At 75.0% G+C, this 23092-nt stretch carries 22 protein-coding genes; 11 read left to right on the forward strand and 11 right to left on the reverse strand.

What is annotated here, in order from left to right; all coding sequences use genetic code 11:
• Positions 1 to 111 precede the first annotated feature (111 nt).
• A complete protein-coding gene (locus tag ACFYUY_RS10985) occupies positions 112 to 1128 on the forward strand; it encodes an ArsR/SmtB family transcription factor (RefSeq protein ID WP_387899974.1) in 1017 nt (338 codons plus the stop codon).
• Positions 1129 to 1167: 39 nt separating this feature from the next.
• Here the strand turns inward: ACFYUY_RS10985 and ACFYUY_RS10990 are convergent, their stop codons facing one another.
• Positions 1168 to 1977, reverse strand: a complete 810-nt coding sequence (locus ACFYUY_RS10990; protein ID WP_360214304.1) for an alpha/beta hydrolase — start codon at positions 1975 to 1977, stop codon at positions 1168 to 1170.
• 275 nt (positions 1978 to 2252) lie between these two features.
• Between ACFYUY_RS10990 and ACFYUY_RS10995 the strand changes: the two genes are divergently transcribed.
• Complete coding sequence (locus tag ACFYUY_RS10995; protein WP_387899976.1) at positions 2253 to 4637, forward strand: tetratricopeptide repeat protein; 2385 nt, start codon at positions 2253 to 2255, stop codon at positions 4635 to 4637.
• Positions 4638 to 4671: 34 nt separating this feature from the next.
• Here ACFYUY_RS10995 and ACFYUY_RS11000 read toward each other — a convergent pair whose 3' ends face one another.
• Positions 4672 to 6183: a PQQ-binding-like beta-propeller repeat protein gene (locus tag ACFYUY_RS11000; protein WP_387899978.1), complete on the reverse strand. Its 1512-nt coding sequence runs from the start codon at positions 6181 to 6183 to the stop codon at positions 4672 to 4674.
• A gap of 225 nt (positions 6184 to 6408) precedes the next feature.
• Between ACFYUY_RS11000 and ACFYUY_RS11005 the strand changes: the two genes are divergently transcribed.
• The 8 genes from ACFYUY_RS11005 (at position 6409) to ACFYUY_RS11040 (ending at position 12281) form a co-directional block, all read left to right on the forward strand.
• Positions 6409 to 7209 carry an ArsR/SmtB family transcription factor gene (locus ACFYUY_RS11005; RefSeq protein WP_387900027.1) on the forward strand — a complete coding sequence of 267 codons (801 nt, stop codon included), beginning with the start codon at positions 6409 to 6411 and terminating at the stop codon, positions 7207 to 7209.
• Positions 7210 to 7222: 13 nt separating this feature from the next.
• On the forward strand, positions 7223 to 7702 hold the full coding sequence (locus ACFYUY_RS11010; RefSeq protein ID WP_387899980.1) for a hypothetical protein: 480 nt from the start codon (positions 7223 to 7225) through the stop codon (positions 7700 to 7702).
• A gap of 226 nt (positions 7703 to 7928) precedes the next feature.
• A complete protein-coding gene (locus tag ACFYUY_RS11015; RefSeq protein ID WP_387899982.1) occupies positions 7929 to 9338 on the forward strand; it encodes a serine/threonine-protein kinase in 1410 nt (469 codons plus the stop codon).
• A 183-nt stretch (positions 9339 to 9521) separates the two neighbouring features.
• Entirely contained in the window at positions 9522 to 10226 is a 705-nt protein-coding gene (locus ACFYUY_RS11020) for an alpha/beta hydrolase (RefSeq protein ID WP_387899984.1), read from the forward strand.
• 127 nt (positions 10227 to 10353) lie between these two features.
• A complete protein-coding gene (locus tag ACFYUY_RS11025; RefSeq protein ID WP_360214316.1) occupies positions 10354 to 10707 on the forward strand; it encodes a DUF6204 family protein in 354 nt (117 codons plus the stop codon).
• Between the two features lie 71 nt (positions 10708 to 10778).
• Positions 10779 to 11312: a MarR family winged helix-turn-helix transcriptional regulator gene (locus tag ACFYUY_RS11030; RefSeq protein WP_387899986.1), complete on the forward strand. Its 534-nt coding sequence runs from the start codon at positions 10779 to 10781 to the stop codon at positions 11310 to 11312.
• Positions 11313 to 11380: 68 nt separating this feature from the next.
• The gene (locus ACFYUY_RS11035; protein ID WP_360214320.1) at positions 11381 to 11692 is read left to right on the forward strand and encodes a sulfurtransferase TusA family protein; all 312 of its coding nucleotides are present in this window, start codon (positions 11381 to 11383) and stop codon (positions 11690 to 11692) included.
• A 136-nt stretch (positions 11693 to 11828) separates the two neighbouring features.
• Entirely contained in the window at positions 11829 to 12281 is a 453-nt protein-coding gene (locus ACFYUY_RS11040; protein WP_360214322.1) for a hypothetical protein, read from the forward strand.
• A gap of 223 nt (positions 12282 to 12504) precedes the next feature.
• Here ACFYUY_RS11040 and ACFYUY_RS11045 read toward each other — a convergent pair whose 3' ends face one another.
• The 3 genes from ACFYUY_RS11045 to def all read right to left on the reverse strand — a co-directional run bounded on the left by ACFYUY_RS11045 (position 12505) and on the right by def (position 15607).
• Complete coding sequence (locus ACFYUY_RS11045) at positions 12505 to 13938, reverse strand: transcription antitermination factor NusB (protein ID WP_360214324.1); 1434 nt, start codon at positions 13936 to 13938, stop codon at positions 12505 to 12507.
• 138 nt (positions 13939 to 14076) lie between these two features.
• Positions 14077 to 15021 carry a methionyl-tRNA formyltransferase gene (fmt, locus tag ACFYUY_RS11050; protein ID WP_360214326.1) on the reverse strand — a complete coding sequence of 315 codons (945 nt, stop codon included), beginning with the start codon at positions 15019 to 15021 and terminating at the stop codon, positions 14077 to 14079.
• A gap of 40 nt (positions 15022 to 15061) precedes the next feature.
• On the reverse strand, positions 15062 to 15607 hold the full coding sequence (gene def, locus ACFYUY_RS11055; protein WP_360214328.1) for a peptide deformylase: 546 nt from the start codon (positions 15605 to 15607) through the stop codon (positions 15062 to 15064).
• A gap of 279 nt (positions 15608 to 15886) precedes the next feature.
• On the opposite strand from def, the gene ACFYUY_RS11060 reads away from it, so the two are divergent.
• Positions 15887 to 16513 carry a hypothetical protein gene (locus ACFYUY_RS11060; RefSeq protein ID WP_387899989.1) on the forward strand — a complete coding sequence of 209 codons (627 nt, stop codon included), beginning with the start codon at positions 15887 to 15889 and terminating at the stop codon, positions 16511 to 16513.
• Positions 16514 to 16670: 157 nt separating this feature from the next.
• Here the strand turns inward: ACFYUY_RS11060 and ACFYUY_RS11065 are convergent, their stop codons facing one another.
• From ACFYUY_RS11065 to mihF, 6 genes are all read right to left on the reverse strand, one after another.
• Entirely contained in the window at positions 16671 to 18755 is a 2085-nt protein-coding gene (locus tag ACFYUY_RS11065; RefSeq protein ID WP_387899991.1) for a primosomal protein N', read from the reverse strand.
• A gap of 94 nt (positions 18756 to 18849) precedes the next feature.
• Positions 18850 to 20058 (reverse strand): methionine adenosyltransferase, encoded by a 1209-nt coding sequence (gene metK, locus ACFYUY_RS11070; RefSeq protein ID WP_360214334.1) that lies wholly within the window; start codon positions 20056 to 20058, stop codon positions 18850 to 18852.
• 134 nt (positions 20059 to 20192) lie between these two features.
• Complete coding sequence (gene coaBC, locus ACFYUY_RS11075) at positions 20193 to 21452, reverse strand: bifunctional phosphopantothenoylcysteine decarboxylase/phosphopantothenate--cysteine ligase CoaBC (protein WP_360214336.1); 1260 nt, start codon at positions 21450 to 21452, stop codon at positions 20193 to 20195.
• Between the two features lie 243 nt (positions 21453 to 21695).
• A complete protein-coding gene (gene rpoZ / locus ACFYUY_RS11080) occupies positions 21696 to 21962 on the reverse strand; it encodes a DNA-directed RNA polymerase subunit omega (protein WP_030240625.1) in 267 nt (88 codons plus the stop codon).
• 37 nt (positions 21963 to 21999) lie between these two features.
• On the reverse strand, positions 22000 to 22557 hold the full coding sequence (gene gmk / locus ACFYUY_RS11085) for a guanylate kinase (protein ID WP_350601852.1): 558 nt from the start codon (positions 22555 to 22557) through the stop codon (positions 22000 to 22002).
• A 49-nt stretch (positions 22558 to 22606) separates the two neighbouring features.
• Positions 22607 to 22933, reverse strand: a complete 327-nt coding sequence (gene mihF / locus ACFYUY_RS11090; protein ID WP_030056187.1) for an integration host factor, actinobacterial type — start codon at positions 22931 to 22933, stop codon at positions 22607 to 22609.
• Positions 22934 to 23092: the final 159 nt, after the last annotated feature.

Consider the following 23092-nt stretch of genomic DNA (forward strand, 5'->3'; position numbering starts at 1 on the left):
TTCGAAGGGTCGAGGACCCGAACGGCCCATCGGACGGCGTCGGTGACACGGGCGGTGCGCCCCGGTCCGGCGGCGCACGCAGGGCAGGACGCAGGGGGAAGGACGGCGGCCGTGATCCGGCTCACCATCGACTCGACCGGGCTCGCCCGCACCCGTTTCGCGGTGTCACCGCTGCACGAGGCGGTGAACACCCTGATGGCGTCCGGGCTGAACACCCGCACCGGCCCGTACGCCTGGGTGGGCCGGACCCGCCGGGTGTTGCGGCGGGAGCGGCTGGAGCTGCTGTCCGGGCTGGCGCTGGACCAGGCCGGCGGCTACCTGCCCGACTTCCTCTCCCCCCACCCGACCGGCCCGGCCCCGACCGTCGCGGAGCAGCTGGAGGCCGTCCGCCGGACGCCGCCGGAGCGGGTGCGGGCGGAGCTGGACACGGTGCAGCACGGCGTGCCCGCGGCCCGGCTGAACGGCCGCCCGGTGCCCGACGTCGTGCTGCGCACACTGGCGCGCGGGCCCCGCTACTTCGCCGAGCGGGTCGCGGACGAACTGGGCCGCTACTGGGACGTGGCGCTCGCCCCGTACTGGGCGGACGCCCGGGCCGTGCTGGACGCCGAGATCGACCAGCGGGGCCGGTTCCTGGCCCGGCACGGCTCGGGCGCGCTGTTCAACTCGCTGGCCCCGCAGATGTGCTGGGCCGAGGGGCGGATCGAGTTGGAGAGCCGCTTCGAGGTGGCGCTGCCGGCCCGGATGGTCCTGCTGATGCCGACGCTGGTGAGCCACGAGATCCACCTCATCCTGGACCCGGTCGACGGCGTGCACCGCGCACCGACGGTGATGTACCCGGTCCCGCGGGTGCCGTCGACCGTGCCGCACGCCCCCGCTCCCTCGCTGGCCCAGCTGCTCGGGCCGACCCGGGCGGACCTGCTGTCCGCACTGGTCGGTCCGGCCACCACGGCGGCCCTGGCCGCCCGGCACTTCCTCAGCGCGGGCACGGTCTCGTACCACCTCGGGGTTCTGCACCGCGCGGGCCTGGTGAGCCGGGTGCGCAGCGGGCGCGAGGTCTTGTACCGGCGGACGCCGCGCGGCGAGGAACTGGTGGAGGCCCAGGAGGACGGCGGCGAGGGCGGCTCGTGAACCGGCGCGTACGCCCGTCCCACGCCCCCTGGGTACGCGTCACACCAACGCGCGCGGCAGGACCGCCTGCACCCATTCCTCCGGCTGCGACAGGTGCGGAGCGTGACCGGCGCCGGCGTACAGGTGCCGTTCGGCCTTCGGCAGCGTGAGGTCGATCAGGTCCAGCACCTCGCCGAACATCGGGGCGCTGTCGTCGCTCTGCGTCAGCAGCACGGGATCGGTGAAGTGCGCCAGGCCGGCCAGGTCGAGGTCCAGCGCGTCCGGGTCCCGCAGCTCGTCCAGGTAGGTCGGCGCGTTGCGGATGTACGTGTGCCGTATCGGCGCGGGCAGCTGCTCCCACGCGCCGGGGCCGAAGGCCAGGGTCTCCACGTACAGCTCGGCGGCGGCCGCCGACTCCGCCTGCTCCAGCAGCGCCCGGACGGCGGCGATCCGGTCGGCGAAGGCGGTGCCGATCGGGCGCAGGTCCGGGTCGGCGAGCAGGATTCCGGTGCCGGGCGGCTCGTGGACGGCGATGCCCCGCATCAGGTCGGGACGGGCGGCCGCCAGCCGGAGGGCCACCAGGGCGCCGTAGGAGTCGCCGTAGACGAAGGCGGGGGCGAAGCCGAGGGCCTGGATCAGGCCGGCCAGGTCGGCGGCGTCCTCGTGGACCGACCCCTGGGTCAGCGGGTCCTCGCTGCGGCTGTGCCCCCGGCGGTCGTAGGCGACGGCGGTGGTGGACTCGGCCAGGCCCGGCAGCACCCGCGCCCAGCCGTCGGCGTCGCTCCACGAGCCGTGCACCAGGACGATCCCGGGGCCCTCGCCACGGACCTCGTAGTGCAGCGACACCCCGTTGACCCTGACCTCGGACATCACGAGCCTCCCGATCTCGGCGGTGCTCCCCCACCAGCCTGACACAACCGGTCGGAAGGCTCAGATCAGTGACGGAACCGGTGGTCGCCGACGCGGCCGCCGGGGGCGCGGGCCCGACCCGGCGGGGAGGCGGCCGGTCACGGCCCGGCCGGGGCGTCGGTGTCACCGAGGGTGATGTAGCCCGGGCCACCGAGAGCTCGTCGGCGTTCCCGGCCCACGATCGCCCGGCCTTCCCTAGGGTGTGACGGAACAGATCGCGAGGGGGAGGCGCCGGAGTGTCGGCCGAGGCAGCACCGGGTGTGCACAACGAGATCCGTGACGGGGTGTTCCTCAACACCGTGGTCCAGGGCAGGCACGTCAACCTCCGCCTGCCCCGGGAGATCGACCGGGCGCTCTCCGGCCTCCCCCCGTGCTCCTCCACCTTCACCGGCCGCGACGCCGAGCTGGCGACCCTCCTCGCGGGGCTCGCCCCCGGGGCCGCCGGGCAGTCGCCGCGCGTCCAGGTGGTGGCCGGCCTCGCGGGCATCGGGAAGACCGAACTCGCCGTCCAGACGGCCCATGCGGCGCTCCGCGAGGAGTCGTGGTTCCCCGGCGGAGCCCTCTTCGTCGACCTGCTCGGCTACGACCCGGACCACCGCCTCTCCCCCGACCACGCCCTCGACGGCTGGCTGCGCGCCCTGGGCATCCCGGCCGAGCACATCCCGCCCGGCGTCCAGGACCGGTCCCGGCTCTTCCGCAGTGCCCTGGCCGCCCTCGCCCGGGCGGGCCGCCCCGTCCTGCTCGTCATCGACAACGCCGCCGGCTACGACCAGGTCCGCCCCCTGCTGCCGGGCGACGGCGTCACCGCCGCCCTCGTCACCTCCCGTGACGGCCTCGCCGTCGACGCCCGGTTGCACGACCTCACGGCCCTCGGCCCCCGGGCCTCCGTCGACCTCCTCGACCACGCCCTGCGCGAGGCCCGCGGCGGGGGCGACACCCGGGTGTCCGACGCCCCCGAGGACGCGGCGACGGTCGTCCGGCTCTGCGCCGGTCTGCCGCTGGCCCTGCGCATCGCGGGCGCGCTGCTCGCCGACAGCCCCGGCCGGCCGCTGTCCTCCCTGGCGAGGGCCCTGGAGGCGGACCACACCCGGCTGAGGCGGCTCCACTACGAGGACTTCGCCGTCCGCGCCGCGTTCGACCTCTCCTACCGGCGCCTGGACGCCACCCACGCCCGCCTCTTCCGTCTGCTCTCCCTCAACCCGGGCCCCGACCTGGCCACCGAGGCCGCCGCCGCACTGGCCGGGGTCGACGACGTCGAGGCCGAGGAGCTGCTCTGCGACCTCTCCCGCGCCCACCTCGTCGAGCAGGCCGGCGGGTGGGGGCGCTGGCGCATGCACGACCTCGTCCGCCTCTACGCGGGAGAGCAGGGGAACCTGCCCGCCCACGCCGCCGCCGACCACCGCGACACCGCCCAGGACCGGCTGCACGAGCACTTCACCGCCACCCTCCGGGCCGCCAACACCCATCTCGCCGCCCTCCTCGATCCGCCCTCGCCCCGCTTCGCCGACCTCGCGGCGGCCCTGGCCTGGCTGGACGCAGAGCGGCCCAACCTCATCGCCCTCGTCACCGCCGCCCCGCCCCTCGGGCGGCCGCGCGCGACGACCTCCCTCGCCCTGAACCTGTCCCACTTCCTGAGCCGCCGTCGTCATCTCGACGACCTGCTCGACGTCACCGCCGCCGCCTTGAGGACGTTCCGCGAGCGAGGCGACCACGCGGGCGAAGCCGGGGCCCTGAACAACCTCGGCGTCACCCTGCGGAAGAAGCGCAGGTTCGAGGAGGCCATCGACGCCCACACCCGGGTCGTCGCCCTACGCCGCCGACTGGGAGACCGCAGTGGTGAGGCCGTGGCGCTGGTCAACCTCGGGGTCGCGCTCCGGGACGTCCGCAGGTTCGAGCAGTCCATCGACGTCCAGACCCGGGCAGCCGCGATCTTCGCCGAGCTCCACGACCGTCATGGCGAAGCCAAGGCCCTGAACAACCTGAGCCTCGCCCTGAGGGAGGCCCGCAGGTTCGAGGAAGCCATCGAGGTCCTCTCCCGGATCGGCACCGTGTTCCGTGACCTCCACGACCTCGAGAGCCAAGCCTCCTTGCTGAACAACCTCGGTGCCGCACACACGGCGGTCCACAGGTTCGAGGAAGCCATCGCCGCCCACGACCGGGCCGCCGCGACCTACGCCGAACTCCACGACCGCCACCGGGAGGCCATGACCCTGGCCACCCTCAGCGAGGCTCTGGTGAAGGTGGGCAAGTTGGAGGAGGCCATCGACCTCCTCACCTGGGCGGGCACCGTCTTCCGTGACCTCCACGACCCCCACAGCCAGGCCAGCACCCTGAACAACCTCGGTATCGCGCTGCGGAAGGCCCGCAGGTTCGACGAAGCCATCGCCGCCCACACCCGGGCCGCCGCGACCTACGCCGAACTCCACGACCACCACCGCAGGGGCGGTGCGCTGAACAACCTCGGCCTCGCTCAGAGCCGGGCGGGCAGGTTCGACGAGGCCCTCGATTCGTTGTCCCGGGCCGCCACCATCTTCCGAGAGCTCGACGACCGCCACAACGAGGCCAGGGCCCTGGCCAACCGTGCGCAGGCTGCGGAGCGGGGCCAGGCTCCGCCGGACTGACCCCGACGCTCCGTCACCGCCCCCGCCCCGCCCCTCAGCCGAGGCCGCGCACCGGGGGCTCGTCCCGGGTCCCGTCCTCCGCCACCACGGTGAACCGCTCCCGGCCGGTGACGGACAGGGTGACGGGGTTGACCGACACCGTGTCGTTGACGTCCAGTTCGCTGCGCCGCCGCCCGGTGGCCGCCTCGACGCTGGTGAGCTTGTCCCGGGTGAGCGCCCACACCGAGGGGCCGTCGACCACCACGCCGATGACCTGGTCGTCCAGCCCGGCCGTCCAGCGCTTGGCGCCGTCCGCGAGGGAGTAGGCGACCAGCCGCCCGGTGGCGGTGCGGCTGGGGTTCTTGCCACCGGTGATCCGCACGTCGTCGGGCCGTTTGCCGGGGACGATCAGCAGGTCGCCGACGACCACGCCGCCGTACAGCGGCCGGGCGTCGAACTCGTCGAAGGCGTGGACCCCGCCGAGCATCACGTCGAGGTCGTACTCGTCACCGGTGACCGGTATCGCGGCCCGCTGCCGGCCGGCCCGGTCGTAGCTGAGGACGGCGTGCGTGCCGCGCTCGCCCTGGGTGTCCACCCACACCGCGAGCGGCTCGACGGAGACGACGGCCAGGTTCCGCAGTCCGCCTGCACCGGGGAGCGCGACCCGCGTCTGCTCCCGGCCGTCGGCCGGGGAGAGCGAGCGCAGCACGGGTTCGGCCGCCCCGCACTGGGCGACGGTGACGACCGCCGCCGCTCCTCCGGCCACCTGGAGCGGCGCGCAGCCGGTGTCCGGGTCGCTGCGCCAGGCGGCGGCGCCGTCGGCGAGGCGCAGGGCCCGCCAGTCGGTCCGTTCCTGGAGGACGGCCTCGTCGTCGGCGACGGCGAGCAGGTCCGGTTCGGCGGTGTCGCCGAACCGGGCGGGGGCGTCGGCCACGGCCGTCCACCGGGCCGTGCCGTCGGAGAGGTCGAGCGCGGTCACGGATCCGCAGGGCTGGTCGTGCGGGGAGTGGCCGAGCAGTCCGAGGCCGCGGCCGGTGCCGCGGCTCATGGCGCACACGGAGTCGTCGCCGGGGGGTGTCCACCGCCAGGCGACGGTGCCGGTGCCGCTGCGGTAGGCCACCACCTGGTCGGGCCGGACCCGGACGACGAGGTTCCCGCTGGTCCAGCTGCCGACGGCGCGGGCGGTGGCCGGCCGGTCGGGCGGCGCCTTCCAGTCGTCGTTGAGGCCCGTCCCGGCGAACAGCGCGAACGCGCCGACGCCCAGCGCCGCGCCGCCCGCGATGGCGGGGACGCCGCGCCGGGGGTGGAGCAGGGCCCAGAGCAGGCCGGCTGCACACGGCATCAGGCCGAGGATGCTGACGATGCCCATGGATCCGAGGCTGTCGCCGCCGAAGCCCTGGGACGGCCCGAGCAGCACCGCCAGGCCCATGCTCGCGAAGAAGGCGCCGAGCAGGCCCCCGGAGACCACCATCCAGGTGTCCCGGTCCAGGGCGGGCCCGGACGGCCCGAACCGCCTCGCGCCGGCCCGCCCCGTTCGGACGTCCTTGTCCCCGGGCACGTCGGCCATGCCGGTCCCTCTCCGTGAAGCGCCGCCCGCCACACGAGCGCCGATCATCGGATGATTTCAGGACAAGGAAAGATCCAAAACCAAGAGCGTGGAAAACCCGGCCCAGCCCCGGCCCCCGGCCCAGCCCCGGCCCGCCACCCGCCACCCGCCACCCGCGCGTCCCCCGGTTGACAATAGGCAGGCAAACACCTGCATAATCGAAACGTGAGCCTCGAAGCATCAGCGATGGACTCGGTCTTCAAAGCACTGGCCGACCCCACCCGCCGCCTCCTCCTCGACCGCCTGCGCGAGCAGAACGGCCAGACCCTGCGCGAGCTGTGCGAGCACCTCGCCATGGCCCGCCAGTCCGCCACCCAGCACCTGGACGTGCTCCAGCGGGCCAACCTCGTCACCGTCGTGCGCCGGGGCCGGGAGCGGCTGCACTACCTCAACCCGGTCCCGATCCACGAGATCGAGGAACGCTGGATCGCCGGCTTCGAGAAGCCCAACCTGCAATTGATCAGCGCCGTCAAGAACCAGGCAGAGGACTACGCCATGACCGCCACCAGCACCCCCGTGCCCAGCTACGTCTACGTCACCTACATCCGCGCCACCGCCGACCAGGTCTGGCAGGCCCTGACGGACGCCGACCTCACCGCCCGCTACTGGGCGCACGCCAACGTCTCCGACTGGCGGCCCGGCTCCCGCTGGGAGCACCGCCGGACGGACGGCTCCGGCACCCTCGACGTCGTGGGCCGCGTCCTGGAGGCCGAACCGCCGACCCGGCTGGTGCTCACCTTCGACGACGCGCCGAAGGGCGGCGACGACCCGCGGCCCGCCGAGGACGCGTCCGTGGTGACCTTCCTCGTCGAGCCGCACGAGTCGATCGTCCGGCTCACCGTGACCCACGAGAACCTGCCCAACCTGGAGATGTACCGGGGCATCTCGCACGGCTGGGCGGCCGTGCTGGCCAACCTCAAGTCCCTGCTCGAAACCGGCGAGGCGCTCCCGCAGGCCCCCTGGGCGATGTCCCGCCCGCAGGCCTGAGGGGGCGGGCGACATGCTCGACACCACCCGGCTCCGCGCGGCCTACCGCGCCCTCCTCGACGCCGCCGCGGCCCCCGGCACCCCGGCCGCCCCGCCGGACGGCGAGTGGACGGCCGACCAGGTGCTCGCCCACGTCTCCCTGGTCACCGCCACCACGCTGGCCGCCGTCTCGGCCGTCACCGCGGGTGCGAACACCGGCTACGACAACCGCCACGCCCTGGACACCTGGACGATCGACCGGACGATCGTCCTCGCGGGCGGCGGCACCGCCGGCCTCCGGGAACGCATCCGGGTGCAGGGCGAGGCCCTCTGCGCCCTCGCCGGCCCGGGCCTGAGCGAGGCCGAGCTCGACACCCCGGTGCCCACCCTGCTGCTCTCGAACGGCACGGTCCTGGTCGACCGGCCGCTCCCGCTGCGGGACCTGCTCACCGGCCTCGCCGACGTCGAACTGCCCGCCCACACGGCACAGTTCCGCGCCCTGGTCGCCGCGTAGCGCTCCGGGCCGGCCGGAGTGGGAGGTCGGCCGGGCCGACTTCCCGCTCCGCCCGGCGGGCCGGCCGGCACCCCCGCCGGCCTCCGCCCACGCCCGCCGCGCGGGCCGCGCCGGGCCGGGCCCCGGCCCCGCCCCGAGGGCCCGGCACCGGTGACGGCCCGCCCCCGCGGGGCGGTAGGTTGAACCGGGGCCGGGGCGCGGCACCGGGGCGTGAAAGGGGCGGGGGATGCAGCCTGGCGACGTACTGGACGGACGGTACGAGCTGGTCGAGCAGATCGGCGAGGGCGCGTTCGGCGCGGTCTGGAAGGCGCGCGACGCGCGGATCCAACGACTCGTCGCCGTCAAGGTGATGCTCCCGGGCACCGGCAACACCCCGAAGGACGCCGCCCGGTTCGTCCGCGAGGTCGCCACCGCCGGCGCGCTCAACCACCCGTCGATCGTCACCGTGCACGACTTCGGCCAGCACGACGGATCGGGCCGGCCGCTGTACTTCCTGGTCATGGAACTGCTCGACGGCGCCCCGCTCAGCCGCCACCTCGGCGAGGGGCCACTGCCGCTGCACCAGGCGCTCGCCTGGGCCGTCGAGATCTCCCAGGCGCTCGCCACCGCCCACCGGGCCGGCGTCGTCCACCGCGACGTCAAGCCGGCCAACGTGATGATCCAGTCCTCCGGGGCGGTCAAGGTCGTCGACTTCGGCATCGCCCGGGTCGGCGCCGCCGACGACGGCCTGACCAGCACCAACGTCATCGTCGGCACCCCCGCCTACATGGCCCCCGAGCGCTTCGACGGCGGCGGCCTCGACGCCCGCTCCGACCTCTACGCCTTCGGCTGCCTGCTGTACGAGCTCCTCACCGGCCGCACCCCCTTCCGCGGCACCCTGTACGAACTGATCCGCCAGCACGGCGAGGTCCACCCGCCCGCGCCCGGCACCCTGCGGCCCGGACTCCCCGCCGAGGTCGACGCCCTCGTCCTGGAGCTGCTCGCCAAGGACCCCGGACGACGCCCCCCGCACGCCGAACAGGTCGCCGACCGCCTGCTGCACATCGCCGAGCAGGCCGGACGGGCCCCGGCCGGCCACCACGCCACCGTCCGGGACGTCCCCGCCGCCCAGGAGGACCCGTACGTCCTGGCCCGCCGCCAGGAGGCCGACCGGCTGTTCGCGCAGACCCGCGACCAAGCCGCCCAGGCCGCCCTCCAGTTCGAGGCCGGCATCGCCCGGCAGCGCCTCGAGGCGGAGCAGGACATCGCCGCCGTCCGGGCCCGCGGCGAGGCCACCGCGCGGCAGACCATCGCCGACGCGCAGCGCCGCGGCGAGGAGATCGAACGCGAGGCCGCCGCCCGGGCCGCCGCCAGCCTCAAGCAGCTCTCCGAGGCGGAGCAGCGCACCGACCTGCTGCGCCGTCAGACCGACAAGCTGCGCGCCGACGCCGACAGCCTGCGCCGCAGCGTCGACAACGCCCGCCGGCAGGCCTCCGACTTCCTCGCCGACGCGGCCGCCAAGGCCGGGCTCGGGCCCTCCCCGGAGCCCCGGCACGCGATCGCCCCGCCGCCCGGGGCCCAGCGCCGCAACCTGTCCCGGCTGCTCCCCGGCCGGAAGGCGGCCGACGGCGAGCAGGAGCAGGGCGGCCGGGCCTGACCGCGGCCGCCCCGACCACCCGCGCCGACCACCCGCGCCGGGGCGGCAGTCGCCCGGCCGGCCGGGCGCACGCACGGCTCACCCGCACCCGCGCCACCGGCCGGGTCCGGCGGTCCCCGCTCGACCACCACGACCCGCCCGCGGAACCGTAGAATCCGCGGGTACGCACCAGGGAGGGATCGAGTGTTCCGAGCACGACGGCCGCGCGCCGCCCAGCTGACCCCGCCACCAGGAGGCGACGGCGCGACCGGCCGGGTCACCGGCGTCGTCCTGCTCCTGCCCGGCGGCTTCCTGCGCAGCCGGCGCGGCCCCCTGAAGGTCGCCGAGCTGGGACTGCGCGACCTCACGGCCGAACTCACCGCCCGCGGCCGCCCGCACGGGATCGCCGTCCACCTCCTGCGCTACCGCTACAGCGGCTGGAACGGCGCCGACGCCGACACCGCCGTGGACACCCGCTGGGCGCTGGACGAACTCGCCCGCCGTTACGGCGACGTCCCCGTCGTCCTCGTCGGCAACTCCCTCGGCGGACGCGCCGCCTTCTGGTGCGCCGGCCACCGCAACGTCGTCGGGGTCGCCGGAATCGCCCCCTGGCTGCCGAGCGGCGACCCGGTCGAACAGCTCGCCGGCCGCCGCGTCCTGATCGTCCACGGCACCGGTGACCGCAGTGCCGCCAACGCCGTCCAGTCGCTCGAGTACGCCCTCCGGGCCCGGCCCGTCAGCGCGGACCTCGCCCGGTACGAGGCACCCGGCGCCAACCACTACCTGATCCGCGAGGCGGCCGACATCAGCGCCATCACCACCTCCTTCAGCCTCGCCGCGCTCGACGCCGAACCGGCCCCGCCCGCTCCGGGCACCGTCTGCACCCGTCTCCCGGCGGCCCGTTCGTAGCCGCGCCCCGGGCACCGGGCGCCCGGCCGGGCAGCGCCCCGCCGGGCGTCGCGCCCGCCCGGCCGCGCACGTCCGCACGCCGGAATCGTGTTGGCGGCCGGGCGGCCGGGCCGCCTATGGTCGGGGGATGACCACTCGAACCTTCCGCATCACGGTGCGCGGCGTCTTCGACGGCCTCAGTGCCGAGCAGCGTGCCGAACTCCTCGCCCGGGCGCCCGAGCACGACGTGCTGCGCGCCGCCTTCACCCCCGAGGGCCACCTCAGTTACGACCTCGCCGCCCGCACCGCCTTCACCTTCCGCTTCCTGGACTCGGGCGAGGCGGAGGAGGACGTCCTGGCGGCCACCGAGCGCGCCGAGCTGGCGGCGCAGGAGTGGCTGACCACGCGCGGCTACGGCTACAAGAACCTGCGCTCGCTGGCGGAGGACCTCTCCCAGGCTCCGCTCGGCAAGCGGCAGCGCCGCGCCGCCCGGGCCGACTGACCCCCTCCCCCCTCCGCTACCTCCTTGACGGCCGAGCACGGCGATATGCTTGAGCAGTCAAGGAGGTAGCAATGATGACCCCGCAGGCCGACCGGCCCGACCCGGCTCAGCCCGACCCGGGCCCCGTACCGTCCGAACCCGCCCGGCCGGACCCGCTCGACACCGCCCTGCGCCTCGTCCGAGCCCAGGCCGCCGTGATCAGGCGCTTCGACGCCACCCTCAGCGGCCTGCACGGCGTGAGCCTCTCCGACTTCACCCTGCTGCTGCACCTCGGCGCCGCCCCCGGCGGCCGGATGCGCCGCGTCGACCTCGCCGAGGCCCTCGGCCTCACCGCCTCCGGCGTCACCCGCGGGCTGGCACCCCTGGAACGGATCGGCCTGGTCTCCCGGGAGGCGGCGGCGCGCGACGCCCGGGTCGCCTACGCCGCACTGACGCCCACCGGACGCGAACGGCTCGCCGAGATGCTGCACACCGCCCGCCGGACCGCCGACGACCTGTTCACGGCCGACCAGTGGGGCGCCGACGACCTGGGCCGGCTCTCCACCCTGCTCACCCGCCTCGGCGGCACCGCCCCCGACCAACGCCCCGGCCGCCCCCCGACCTAGGCTGAACCCGCACCACGAGCACCACCCCCAGCAGCCCCGGCAGCCCCACCACCAGGAAGGACGGGACCATGCCCCAGGCGCCCGACACCACCACCCCCGACCTGACCGTCGACGGCACCGGCCTGCTCTGCGTCCAACTGCTGCTGCGCCTGCGCGCCCGGATCGCGGACCTGCCGGCCGGCGCGGTGGTCCACATCCACACCACGGACCCCGCCGCCCCGCTCGACCTGCCCGCCTGGTGCCACCTGACCGGCCACGACTACCTCGGCCCGGTCCCCCACCCGGCCACCGACCGGGAGGTCTACGCCCTGCGCCTCACGGCCGCCGCCCGCCCCACCCGTGCCGACCGCCCCTGGCACACCGCCCCGGCCGCCGACTGACGCCGCGCCGGCTCCCGGCAGGCGCCGGGGCAAGCACAGCAGGCCCGCCCGCAGCCGGGCCCCGGACCCTCCGCCGACCCGGTGTGCCACGATGAAGGGAGCCGAACAGCCGCGCACCACAGGGAGGTTGACCGCCGTGGATCCGATCCTCAGTTGCCTCTGGCAGGACCAGGACGGCGAGTGGGCACTGACCGTCAGCCATCACGACGACGGCTGGGAGCTGGTCGCCGCCGCACCGCACTGGTCCGAGTCGCTCCCCTTCACGGACCGGGACGAGGTCCGCCGGCTCGCCCAGGCCCTGCTGGACCTGCCCGCCGACCCCGAGCCCTACGAGTGCGAATGGCACCTCTCCCGTTCGGAGTCCGACGGCTCCGAGGGCGAGCACACCCACTACGCGACCTTCGCCGTCGGGCTCGACCCCACCGACGACCACCGCCCGTACCTCGCCTACCAGTCCTACTACCATCGGGGTCACGGTGCCGCGCTCGGCCTGGAGGTGATCTGCGAGGACCCGCCGGTCGACCAGCTGCGCGCCCAGGCCCGGGCCTTCCTCGCCGGTCTGCGGGACGACCCGCCGCGCCGGCCGTGAGGGCCACCGGCACGCACCGGCGGCCGGGCCGGCCCCGGGCGCGTCGGCCCGCGCCGACCGCTCCGGTGCGACTGCCGAACTCCCCGACGCCGCCAACCCGTTGAGCACCTGTCGGCCACCCGCCGACCGCCGACGGCGGCGCCGGAAGCTCCGCCGCCGCCGACGCGCACCGCAACGGCACGCCGCCCCTCCCCGCCGGGAGGGGTCGGCCGCCGCTACCGGGTCAGGCGGTCCGCCGCAGCAGCGCCAGGTACATCGCGTCCGTCCCGTGCAGGTGCGGCCAGAGCTGCACGTCCGGCCCCTCCCCGAGCGCCGGGACACCGGGCAGCAGCGGGCGGGCGTCGATCCACTCGACACGGCCGCCCTCGGCGCGCAGCACATCGTCGACGACGGCCCGGGTCTCGGCGAGGTGCGGCGAGCAGGTCGCGTAGCCGACCACGCCACCGATCCGGGTGGCCTCGACCGCCGAGCGCAGCAGGTCCCGCTGGAGCGGGCCGAAGGCCGCGACGTCGGCCGGCCGGCGCCGCCAGCGCGCCTCCGGCCGGCGGCGCAGCGCGCCCAGGCCGGAGCAGGGCACGTCGACCAGCACCCGGTCGAAGCCGCCGGAGCGCCAGGCCGGGCGGGTGCCGTCCGCGGCGATCACGGTGTAGGGCCCGGGGTTGCCGTCGAGGGCCCGCGCCACCAGGCGCGCCCGGTGCGGCTGCTTCTCGCTGGCGACCAGCCCGGCGCCGCGCTCGGCGGCGAGGGCGCCGAGCAGCGCGGCCTTGCCGCCGGGGCCGGCGCAGCCGTCGAGCCAGAGCCGGTCGGGGCCGTCCAGCGGCGCGTTCGCGAGGGCGAGGGCGACGAGCTGGCTGCCCTCGTCCTGGACGCCGGCCCGGTTCTCCTGCACGGCGGTCAGCGCGCCCGGGTCACCGCCCTCGGCGAGCCGCAGCGCGACCGGGGACCACCGGCCGGGCAGCGCCTCGGGCAGCGCCTCGGCCAGTTCGCCGACGGTGGCCCGGCCGGGCCGGGCGACGAGCGTCACCTCGGGCCGCTCGTTGTCGGCCCGCAACAGCTCCTCGATCGCGGTGCGCCCGGACGCGTCGGGCTGCCAGCGCCCGAGCGAGTCCCAGAGGGCCGAGACGACCCAGCGCGGGTGCGAGTGGACGACGGCGAGGTGGTCCTCGGCGTCCCGGTCGTACGGCGGGGCGACCTGCTCGATCCAGGTGTCCAGGTCGTGGGCGCTGATCCGGCGCAGGACGGCGTTGACGAACTTGGCCTTGCCGTCACCGAGCACCACCCGGGCCAGCTCGACGGTGGCCGAGACGGCCGCGTGGCTGGGGATGCGGGTGGTGAGCAGCTGGTGGGCGCCGAGCGAGAGGACGTCCAGCACCGGCGGGTCGACCTTGCTGAGCGGCCGGTCGATGCAGGCGGCGATGACCGCGTCATAGGTGCCCTGCAGGCGCAGGGTGCCGTAGACGAGCTCGGTGGCGAGGGCGGCGTCGCGCCGGTCCATGCCCTTCTGCTCGGCCTCGCGCAGCAGCGACGGCAGGATCAGGTTGGCGTAGGCGTCGCGCTCGTCGACGGCACGCAGCGCGCGGAACGCGACGATCCGGGCCGGGTCCTTCTTCGGGCGGCGGTGCGGGCGGGGGGCGCGGTTGGCGCTGGGAGTGGTCATCGGTGCCTCAAGGTGCTGCGGTGGCTATCGGGTACTGGTCGTTCAGGGGTGCTGCTGTCGGGCTGCCGCCGTCCTGGTGCTCGTGGACCGAACGGTCCGGTCCACGAACAGTAACGCCAAAGCGCCGGCCCGGCCGGATCAGGCCCCGGCTGCGAAGCGCTCGCCGGACTCCAGCCGCGCGCCGCGCGCCCAGTCCGCCGCCCGCATCGCCTTCTTGCCCTGCGGGCGGACCTCGCCGAGCTCGACGTCGTGGCTGCCGGTGCCGACCCGCACGCTGTTCTTGCCGACCACGGCCAGCTCGCCGGGCGCCAGGTCGGCCGACTCCGGCAGCAGCCGGACCGGACCGGTGACCTTCAGCCGCTCGCCGCGGAACTCCGTCCAGGCGCCCGGCGCGGGGGCGCAGCCGCGCACCACCCGGTCGATCCGCAGCGCGGGGTGGGCCCACTCGATCCGCGCGTCCTCGACGGTGATCTTCGGCGCGAGGGTGATCCCCTCGGCCGGCTGCGGGACGGCGTGCAGCGAGCCGTCCGCGATGCCGTCCATGGTGGCCGCGAGCAGCCGTGCGCCGGACAGCGAGAGCCGGGTGAGGAGTTCGCCGCTGGTGTCGGTGGGGCGGACCTCCTCGGTGATCACGCCGTAGACCGGGCCGGAGTCCAGGCCCTGCTCGATCAGGAAGGTGGACGCGCCGGTGACCTCGTCGCCGGCCAGCACCGAGTGCTGGACGGGCGCCGCGCCGCGCCAGGCGGGCAGCAGCGAGAAGTGCAGGTTGACCCAGCCGTGCTCGGGGATCTCCAGCGTGCCGGGGCGCAGCAGTGCGCCGTAGGCGACCACCGGGCAGCAGTCGGGGGCGAGTTCGGTGAGCCGGGCGACGAAGTCCGGGTCGCTCGGCTTCGCCGGCTTGAGGACCTCGATCCCGGCCTCCTCGGCGCGCTGGGCGACGGGGCTGGCGACGAGCTTGCGGCCGCGGCCGGCGGGGGCGTCGGGGCGGGTGACCACCGCGACGACCTCGTGCCGGTCGGAGGCGAGCAGGGCGTCCAGGGCGGGAACGGCGACCTCGGGGGTGCCGGCGAACACGAGGCGCATCAAGTGCCTTTCTGCAGAGGGGGAGCGGACGACGCCGGAGTCAGCGCGCGGAGCCGAAGGTGCTGTGCGGGGAGACCTTGACGACGGGGGCGGGGCCGCCGCCCCAGTCGGTGTCCCGGATCGCCTTCAGGGCGGCCTTGCGCTGCTCGCGGTCGAGCCGGTCGATGAAGACGATGCCGTCGAGGTGGTCGGTCTCGTGCTGGATGCAGCGGGCGAGCAGCCGGGTGCCCTCCAGGGTGACCGGGTCGCCGTACATGGTGAAGCCCTTGGCGACGACGCCGTACGCGCGCTTGGTGTCGTAGCGCAGGCCGGGCAGGGACAGGCAGCCCTCGGGGCCGTCCTGCTCCTCCTCGGTGAGCGACAGGTCCGGGTTGATCAGGTGCCCGGTGACGCCGTCCACGTGGTAGGTGAACACCCTCAAGGAGACGCCGAGTTGGGGCGCGGCGAGGCCGGCGCCGGGGGCGTCGAGCATGGTGTCGGTGAGGTCCCGGACGAGGGTGCGCAGTTCCTTGTCGAAGGTGGTCACCGGCTGAGCGGTGGCCCGCAGGACGGGGTCTCCGAAGAGACGGATCGGCTGGATCGCCACGAGGAACGGGCTCCTGTCCGTAGAAATCCGCAGCATTGGGGTCCCGCCAAGTCTATGCAACGCGCGGGGGCCTCCGCCCGCGCCCCCGACCCCGCGGACGCACCCGCCACGCACCCCTCCCGCACCCCCGGCACCGGCTACTGGCATATCCCGAGTCTGTCGCGCGGCGTTACCCCGGCCCCCGCTCCGGCGTTGGTCAAGTGAGATTGACCGGGGTCGGGGCGCACGGGACACCGCGCCCCGGCCGAGCCGAACCGTACGGAAGGTGGCACGTAGGCCATGGCCGAGCAGATCAACCACGACGCCCGGGCGCGGGCGAGCCTTCACCTGCTGGTGCGGGACATCGAGCGGGTGAGGCGGCAGGTCGACGCGCTGCGGACGCTCACCGCCCAACTGGGCAACGTCTACCGGCCGCGCCGCCCGAGCACCTCGGCCGGCTTCGTGGTGTACGGGCGGGCGCCCGCGCCGACGGTGCGGCTGGCGCAGGAGCTGCGGGAGAGCGTGGAGACCCTGGTGGCGGCGGCGGTCGAGTTCGACCGGGCGCTGGGCTTCTCCTGGGACTCGGTGGGCTCGGCCCTCGGGGTCACCAAGCAGGCGGTGCACCGCCGGTACGGGATGCGCCGCCCCACCAGCGAACTCCTCGCCGCCAGCGGCGCCGTCCCGGGCCCGGGCCGCCCGGACCGTTCCGAGGAGCTGCCGGCGGCGCCGTCCGGCGGCCTGGCCGTCACCGTCCCGGCGGCCCGCCAGGGCGGGCTGGACCGCACCGCCCTCGAACGCAACGCCCTGGAGCGCACCGCTCTCGAGCGCACCGCTCTCGAGCGCACCGCGCTGGAGCGCACCACCGGGGACCGCACCGCGCCGGACCGCGCCCCGGTCGACCGCACCGGCATCCCGCTGCGCGGCTGACCCTTCCGGCCCGGGCCACCCGGGGCGGGGTGGCCCACTCACCCCGCCCCTCGCTCCCGCGCCTCGCGCCCGCCCCCGCCACGGCCCGCACCCCACCGCGTCCCCGGCCGGCACCCCGGCCCCCGTACCCCCGGCCGGCACCCCGGCCCCGCCACGGCTACCCGATGTCGGTCGGGTCCACCCGCACCCGCACCGCCTCCGGCGTCCGCAGCGCGATCCGCGCGATCTGCGCCGCCTTGAGCGCCGCCGCCAGCGCCGCCCCCTGCCCGGGCGGCACCCGCAGCAGCGCGCGTTCCTGTTCCTCCCCCCGCAGCGCCGGCGCCGGCACCGGCCCGAGGACGTCCGCCTCCGACGGCAGCCGGATCAGCCCCAGCAGGTCGGCCACCGCCGCCGGGCTCCCGCTCACCGAGGCCATCCGCGACACCGGCGGGAAGTGCAGCTGTGCCCGTTCGTCGCGCTCCAGCCCGGCGTGCCCGAGCGGGTCCCAGCGGACCAGCGCCTGCACCGGCCGGGCCGAGGGCTCGGCGACCACGACGACCGTCCCGCCCTCCTCGGCCGGCCGGACCAGTGCGGCGGCCGCCAGCCAGAGCCGCAGCGTCTCCTCCCCCGCGCGCAGGTCGGGCCGGCTCAGCAGGGCCCAGCCGTCCAGCAGCAGCGCGGCGCCGTACCCGGTGCCGCCCTCGACGACCGGCTCCGCGCCGGGGGTGGAGATCACCAGCGAGGGCTCGTCGGGGACGGTGGCCAGGACCGCGTCCCGCCCGGAGGTGCGCACCGGGACCCGTGGGAAGGCCTTGCCGAGCTCCTCCGCGGTGCGCCGGGCGCCGATCACCTGGGCCCGCAGCCGGAACGAGCCGCACTCGGGGCAGTGCCAGTCCGTCTCCGCCTGCCCGCACCAGCCGCAGCTCAGCGCCTCGTCGGCGGAGGGCGCCTCCAGCGGGCCCTCGCAGCGCCGGCAGCGGGCCGGGGTCCGGCACCGGCCGCAGGCCAGCCGGGGCACGTAGCCGCGCCGGGGCACCTGGATGAGCACCGGGTGCCCGGCGGCCAGGGCCTCCCGGGCGGCCTCCCAGGCCACCGAGGGCAGTCGGGCGGCCTGGGCGGCGGCGTCGCGGTGCTGGTCCTGGTCCGTGACGGTCCGCACCCTCGGTGCGACCCGCCGCACGGTCTCCCGGTCGGCGGCGAGCGGGCGGGCCCAGCCGGTGCTGACCAGCTGCGCGCCCTCCACCGTGACGGCGTGACCGCCGAGCAGCACGGCCGCGCCCTCCTCCGCGGCGCGCAGCAGGGCGACCTCGCGCACGTGCGGGTGCGGGGCGCGCGGGTCGCTGTGGCTGTTGTCGCCGTCGGACCAGACGACGACCAGGCCGAGGTCGCGCACCGGCGCGAACATGGTGGCGCGGGTGCCGATCACGGCGTGCACCGAGCCGCGGCTCACCGCGAGCCAGCGCCGGTAGCGTTCGCGCGGGCCGAGGTCGGCCTCCAGCGCGACGTGCCGGCCCGGCCCGAGCAGCTCGGTCAGCGCCCGGTCGACCCGGGCGACGGACCGCCCCTCGGGCAGCACGACGAGCGCGCCGCGCCCGCCGGAGAGCGTCGCCGCCACGGCCCGGGCGATCTCGTACGGCCAGCCGGGGCCGGGCAGCGCCGCCCAGACGGCGCGCGGCGAGCCGCCGGCGGCGAGCGAGGCGAGGAGGTCGGGCCCGGCCGGGTAGCGCTGCCAGCCGCCGGGGGCGGGGGCGGGTGGGCGCGGCAGCGGGGGCGGCGAGGGTTCGGCCTCGGCCTTGGCGTGCCGGGGCGGGACGGCCAGCTGGAGGACGTCGGCGAGGGTGCCGGCGTAGCGGTCGGCGACGGTCCGGCAGAGCCGGAGGAGGTGCGGGGTGAGCACGGGCTCGGGCGAGAGGACCTGGGCGAGCGGCGCGAGCGGGCCGGGGAAGTCGCTCTTCTCCAGCCGGGCGACGATGAAGCCGTCGTGCAGTTCGCCGCCCTCGCGCTGGCCCTTGACCACGCGCGCGCCGAAGCGCACCCGGACCCGGACGCCGGGCCGGGCCTCCTCGGCCATCGCGGCCGGCACCTCGTAGTCGAAGAACTTGTCGATGGTGAGCACGCCCTTGTCCACCACGACCCGGGCCACCGGCAGGTGCTCGGCGCGCTTGGCGCCGCGCCACGTCCGGGGCTTGGCCCGCTTGACCGTCTCCCGGATGAACGCCAGCTGCTCCGGCTCGGCGGCCCCGTTCTCCCCTGTGCTGCTCATCGCTCCCAAGTACTACCAGGTCACACCGACAGTGCGCACGAAAGGCGGCGCCCGCCCCGGTCGGGGCGGGCGCCGCCTTTCGCGGAGCGCGGGGTCAGTCCTTGACGGCGGCCTTCAGCTGCTCGACCCGGTCGGTGCGCTCCCAGGTGAAGTCCGGCAGCTCACGGCCGAAGTGGCCGTACGCGGCGGTCTGGGAGTAGATCGGGCGCAGCAGGTCCAGGTCGCGGATGATCGCGGCGGGACGCAGGTCGAAGACCTCGCTGACGGCCTTCTGGATGGACAGCACGGGCACGGACTCGGTGCCGAAGGTCTCGACGAAGAGACCGACCGGCTCGGCCTTGCCGATCGCGTACGCGACCTGCACCTCGGCGCGGCGGGCGAGGCCGGCGGCGACGATGTTCTTCGCCACCCAGCGCATCGCGTACGCGGCCGAGCGGTCGACCTTGGACGGGTCCTTGCCGGAGAAGGCGCCGCCACCGTGGCGGGCCATGCCGCCGTAGGTGTCGATGATGATCTTGCGGCCGGTGAGGCCGGCGTCGCCCATCGGGCCGCCGATCTCGAAGCGGCCGGTCGGGTTGACCAGCAGGCGGTAGCCCTCGGTGACGAGCTTGATGCCCTGCTCGGCCAGCGCCTTCAGCTCCGGCTCGACCACGAACTCGCGGATGTCCGGGGTGAGCAGCGACTCCAGGTCGATGTCACTGGCGTGCTGGGTGGAGACCACCACGGTGTCGAGGCGGACGGCCTTGTCGCCGTCGTACTCGATGGTGACCTGGGTCTTGCCGTCGGGGCGCAGGTACGGGATGGTCCCGTTCTTGCGGACCTCGGTCAGCCGGCGGGAGAGGCGGTGCGCCAGGGTGATCGGCAGCGGCATGAGCTCGGGCGTCTCGTCGGACGCGTAGCCGAACATCAGGCCCTGGTCGCCGGCACCCTGCTTGTCCAGGTCGTCCTCGTCGCCCTCGACCCGAGCCTCGTACGCCGTGTCGACGCCCTGGGCGATGTCGGGCGACTGGGCCCCGATGGACACCGAGACGCCGCAGGAGGCGCCGTCGAAGCCCTTCTTGGAGCTGTCGTAGCCGATCTCCAGGATCTTGTCCCGGACGAGCTGGGCGATCGGCGCGTACGCCTTGGTGGTCACCTCGCCGGCCACGTGCACCTGGCCGGTGGTGATCAGCGTCTCCACGGCGACCCGGGAGGTCGGGTCCTCCCGCAGGAGAGCGTCAAGGATGGTGTCGCTGATCTGGTCAGCGATCTTGTCGGGGTGGCCCTCGGTGACGGACTCCGAGGTGAACAGGCGGCGAGACACAGCGCTCCCTGGGGTTGCAGCGGCTGCTGACTGAAGGCCCCCGGTGACCGGGGACTTCCGGAAAGACTTGATTCCTGGAGTGTAACGGGCCGGTTCTGCGGAACGTCACCCGCTTCCACAAATCAAGACCGTTCTCAAGCAGGGCTCAATCGGCTCCCGCCGGTTTCCAGCCGCCGCGCGACGAGGTCCCAGACGACGTCCGCGAGGGCCTCCTTCGGACCGACCGGAACGGGGGTCTCGCTGCCGTCCGAGCCCAGAACCACGGCCTCGTTGACGTCCGTGCCGAAGGCCTTGCCGTTGCCCACCTCGTTGACGACGAGGAGGTCGCAGCCCTTGCGGGCGAGCTTCGCGCGGCCGTTCGCGAGCACGTCGTCGGTCTCCGCCGCGAAACCCACGACCAGTTGGCCCGAACGGGGGCGGTGCGCCGACAGCTCGGCCAGGACGTCGGGGTTGCGGACGAGGGCGACGGGCGCCGGCTCGACCCCCTCGACCTTCTTGATCTTGCCGGTGGCGTACTCGGCGGGCCGGAAGTCCGCCACGGCCGCGGCCATGACCACGGCGTCCGCGTCCCCGGCCGCCTTCAGCGCCGCCTCCCGCAGCTCCAGCGCGGTCGACACGTGCACCACGTCGACCCCGGCCGGGTCGGGCAGCTCCGCGTTGGCCGAGACCAACGTCACGCGCGCCCCGCGCGCCGCTGCCGTCACGGCGAGCGCGTACCCCTGCTTGCCGGAGGAGCGGTTGCCGAGGAAGCGCACCGGGTCCAGCGGCTCGCGGGTGCCACCGGCCGAGACCACCACGTGCCGGCCGGCCAGGTCGGTCGGCACCGCGCCGCCGCGGCGCAGCACCGACCGGCAGGCGTCGAAGATCGCGGACGGCTCGGGCAGCCGCCCCTTGCCGGTGTCCTTGCCGGTGAGCCGCCCGACGGCCGGCTCCAGCACGATCACGCCGCGGCGCCGCAGCGTGGCGACGTTCTCCCGGGTGGCCGGGTGCTCCCACATCTCGGTGTGCATGGCGGGCGCGACCACGACCGGGCAGCGGGCGGTGAGCAGGGTGTTGGTGAGGAGGTCGTCGGCCAGGCCGTGGGCGGCCTTGGCGATCAGGTCCGCGGTGGCGGGGGCGACGACGACCAGGTCGGCCTGCTGGCCGATCCGCACGTGCGGCACCTCGTGCACGCGCTCCCAGGTCTCGGTGGCGGCCGGGCGGCCGGACAGCGCGGCCCAGGTGGCCTCGCCGACGAAGTGCAGCGCGGCCGCGGTGGGCACCACGGTGACCTGGTGGCCGGACTCGGTGAACCTGCGGAGCAGCTCGCACGCCTTGTAGGCGGCGATGCCGCCGCTGACGCCGAGGACGACGCGCGGCGCCTCCACCCCGGCCGGATCCGAAGTCGCGCTCATGCTCCCGCTCTCCTCCACTCCTGGGACGTGCACACCCTACGACCCCTCAGCTGCGACGCGCACTGTGGTGCCCGGCACAGCCCGCCGGCACCCCCACGACACTCCACGGCACCCCGCCGCACCCCCGGCGGCACCGGGCCCCGGCCCCCGCGGGCACGGCACCGACGGCCCCCCGGACACGCCGAAGGGCCCGGCGGAAACGATTCCGCCGGACCCTTCGAGCAGAGAGCTCCGGAACCCGCCTCAGGCGGCCTCGATCGCCTCGGCGGTCAGCATGCCCGCGTTGATCTCGCGCAGCGCGATCGACAGCGGCTTCTCGTGGACGTGGGTGTCGACCAGCGGGCCGACGTACTCCAGCAGGCCCTCACCGAGCTGGGAGTAGTACGCGTTGATCTGGCGCGCGCGCTTGGCGGCGTAGATCACGAGGCTGTACTTGGAGTCGGTGGCCTCGAGCAGCTCGTCGATCGGCGGGTTGATGATGCCCTCGGGCGCGGTCATGGAAGAGGACACGCTAAAACCTTCCGAAAGGGTGGAAAAGACAGACAGGTCAGGCTACACCGAGCAAGGCTAGCAGTTCGGCCGCTACCTGCTCGACCGAGGTGTTGACAAGGGTCGTGTCGAACTCGGGCTCGGCCGCGAGCTCGACCTTCGCCGCCTCCAGCCGCTTCTCGATCACGTCCTGCGGCTCGGTGCCCCGGCCGGTCAGCCGGCGGACCAGCTCGTCCCAGCTCGGCGGGGCCAGGAAGACCAGCTGCGCCTCGGGCATCGACTCGCGGACCTGGCGGGCGCCCTGCAGGTCGATCTCCAGCAGGACGGGCTCGCCGCGCTCCAGCTTCTCCAGCACCGCCGAGCGCGGGGTGCCGTAGCGGTTGCCGGCGAAGACGGCCCACTCCAGCAGTTCGCCGTTGGCGATCAGCTTGTCGAACTCGTCGTTGTCGACGAAGTGGTACTGGACCCCGTTCTGCTCGCCCGGCCTCGGGTGGCGGGTCGTCGCCGACACCGAGAGCCAGACCTCGGGGTGCTGCTTCCTCATATGAGCGACGACCGTGCTCTTGCCGACCCCCGAAGGGCCGGAGAGCACGGTCAGCCGCGGACGCTCACTCATGCACCGATTATCCCGGATCGCGGACGATCCCGGGACCACGGGGGCACGGTCAGGCGGCACCGCCGCCGAACTCCCGCTCCAGGGAGGCGATCTGGTTCGTGCCGAGGCCGCGGACACGACGGCTCTCGCTGATGCCGAGGCGCTCCATGATCTGCTTGGCACGGACCTTGCCGACGCCCGGAAGCGACTCCAGCAGGGCCGAGACCTTCATCTTGCCGATCACGTCGTTGTCGGCCTTGCCGGCCTTGATCACCTCGTGCAGGGAGGCGCCGGAGTGCTTGAGCCGGTTCTTGACCTCGGCGCGCTCCCGGCGAGCCTCGGCGGCCTTGGCGAGCGCGGCGGTGCGCTGTTCAGGGGTAAGGGGCGGAAGAGCCACGCCGTTCACCTCAGGGTGTGGAAGGAAGGGATTGAGCTATGACTGGTTTGGTTCCCAGGACACCGTCCGCAGATCGAACCCAAGTGGAATCACAGGGCCCTTGACCTGCGGGAGCTACGAGTTCGCGGCTCTCCGATGACCTATCGCCGGACACTACCC

Origin of the sequence: Kitasatospora sp. NPDC004745 (assembly GCF_042873275.1) — a bacterium.
Taxonomy (GTDB): domain Bacteria; phylum Actinomycetota; class Actinomycetes; order Streptomycetales; family Streptomycetaceae; genus Kitasatospora.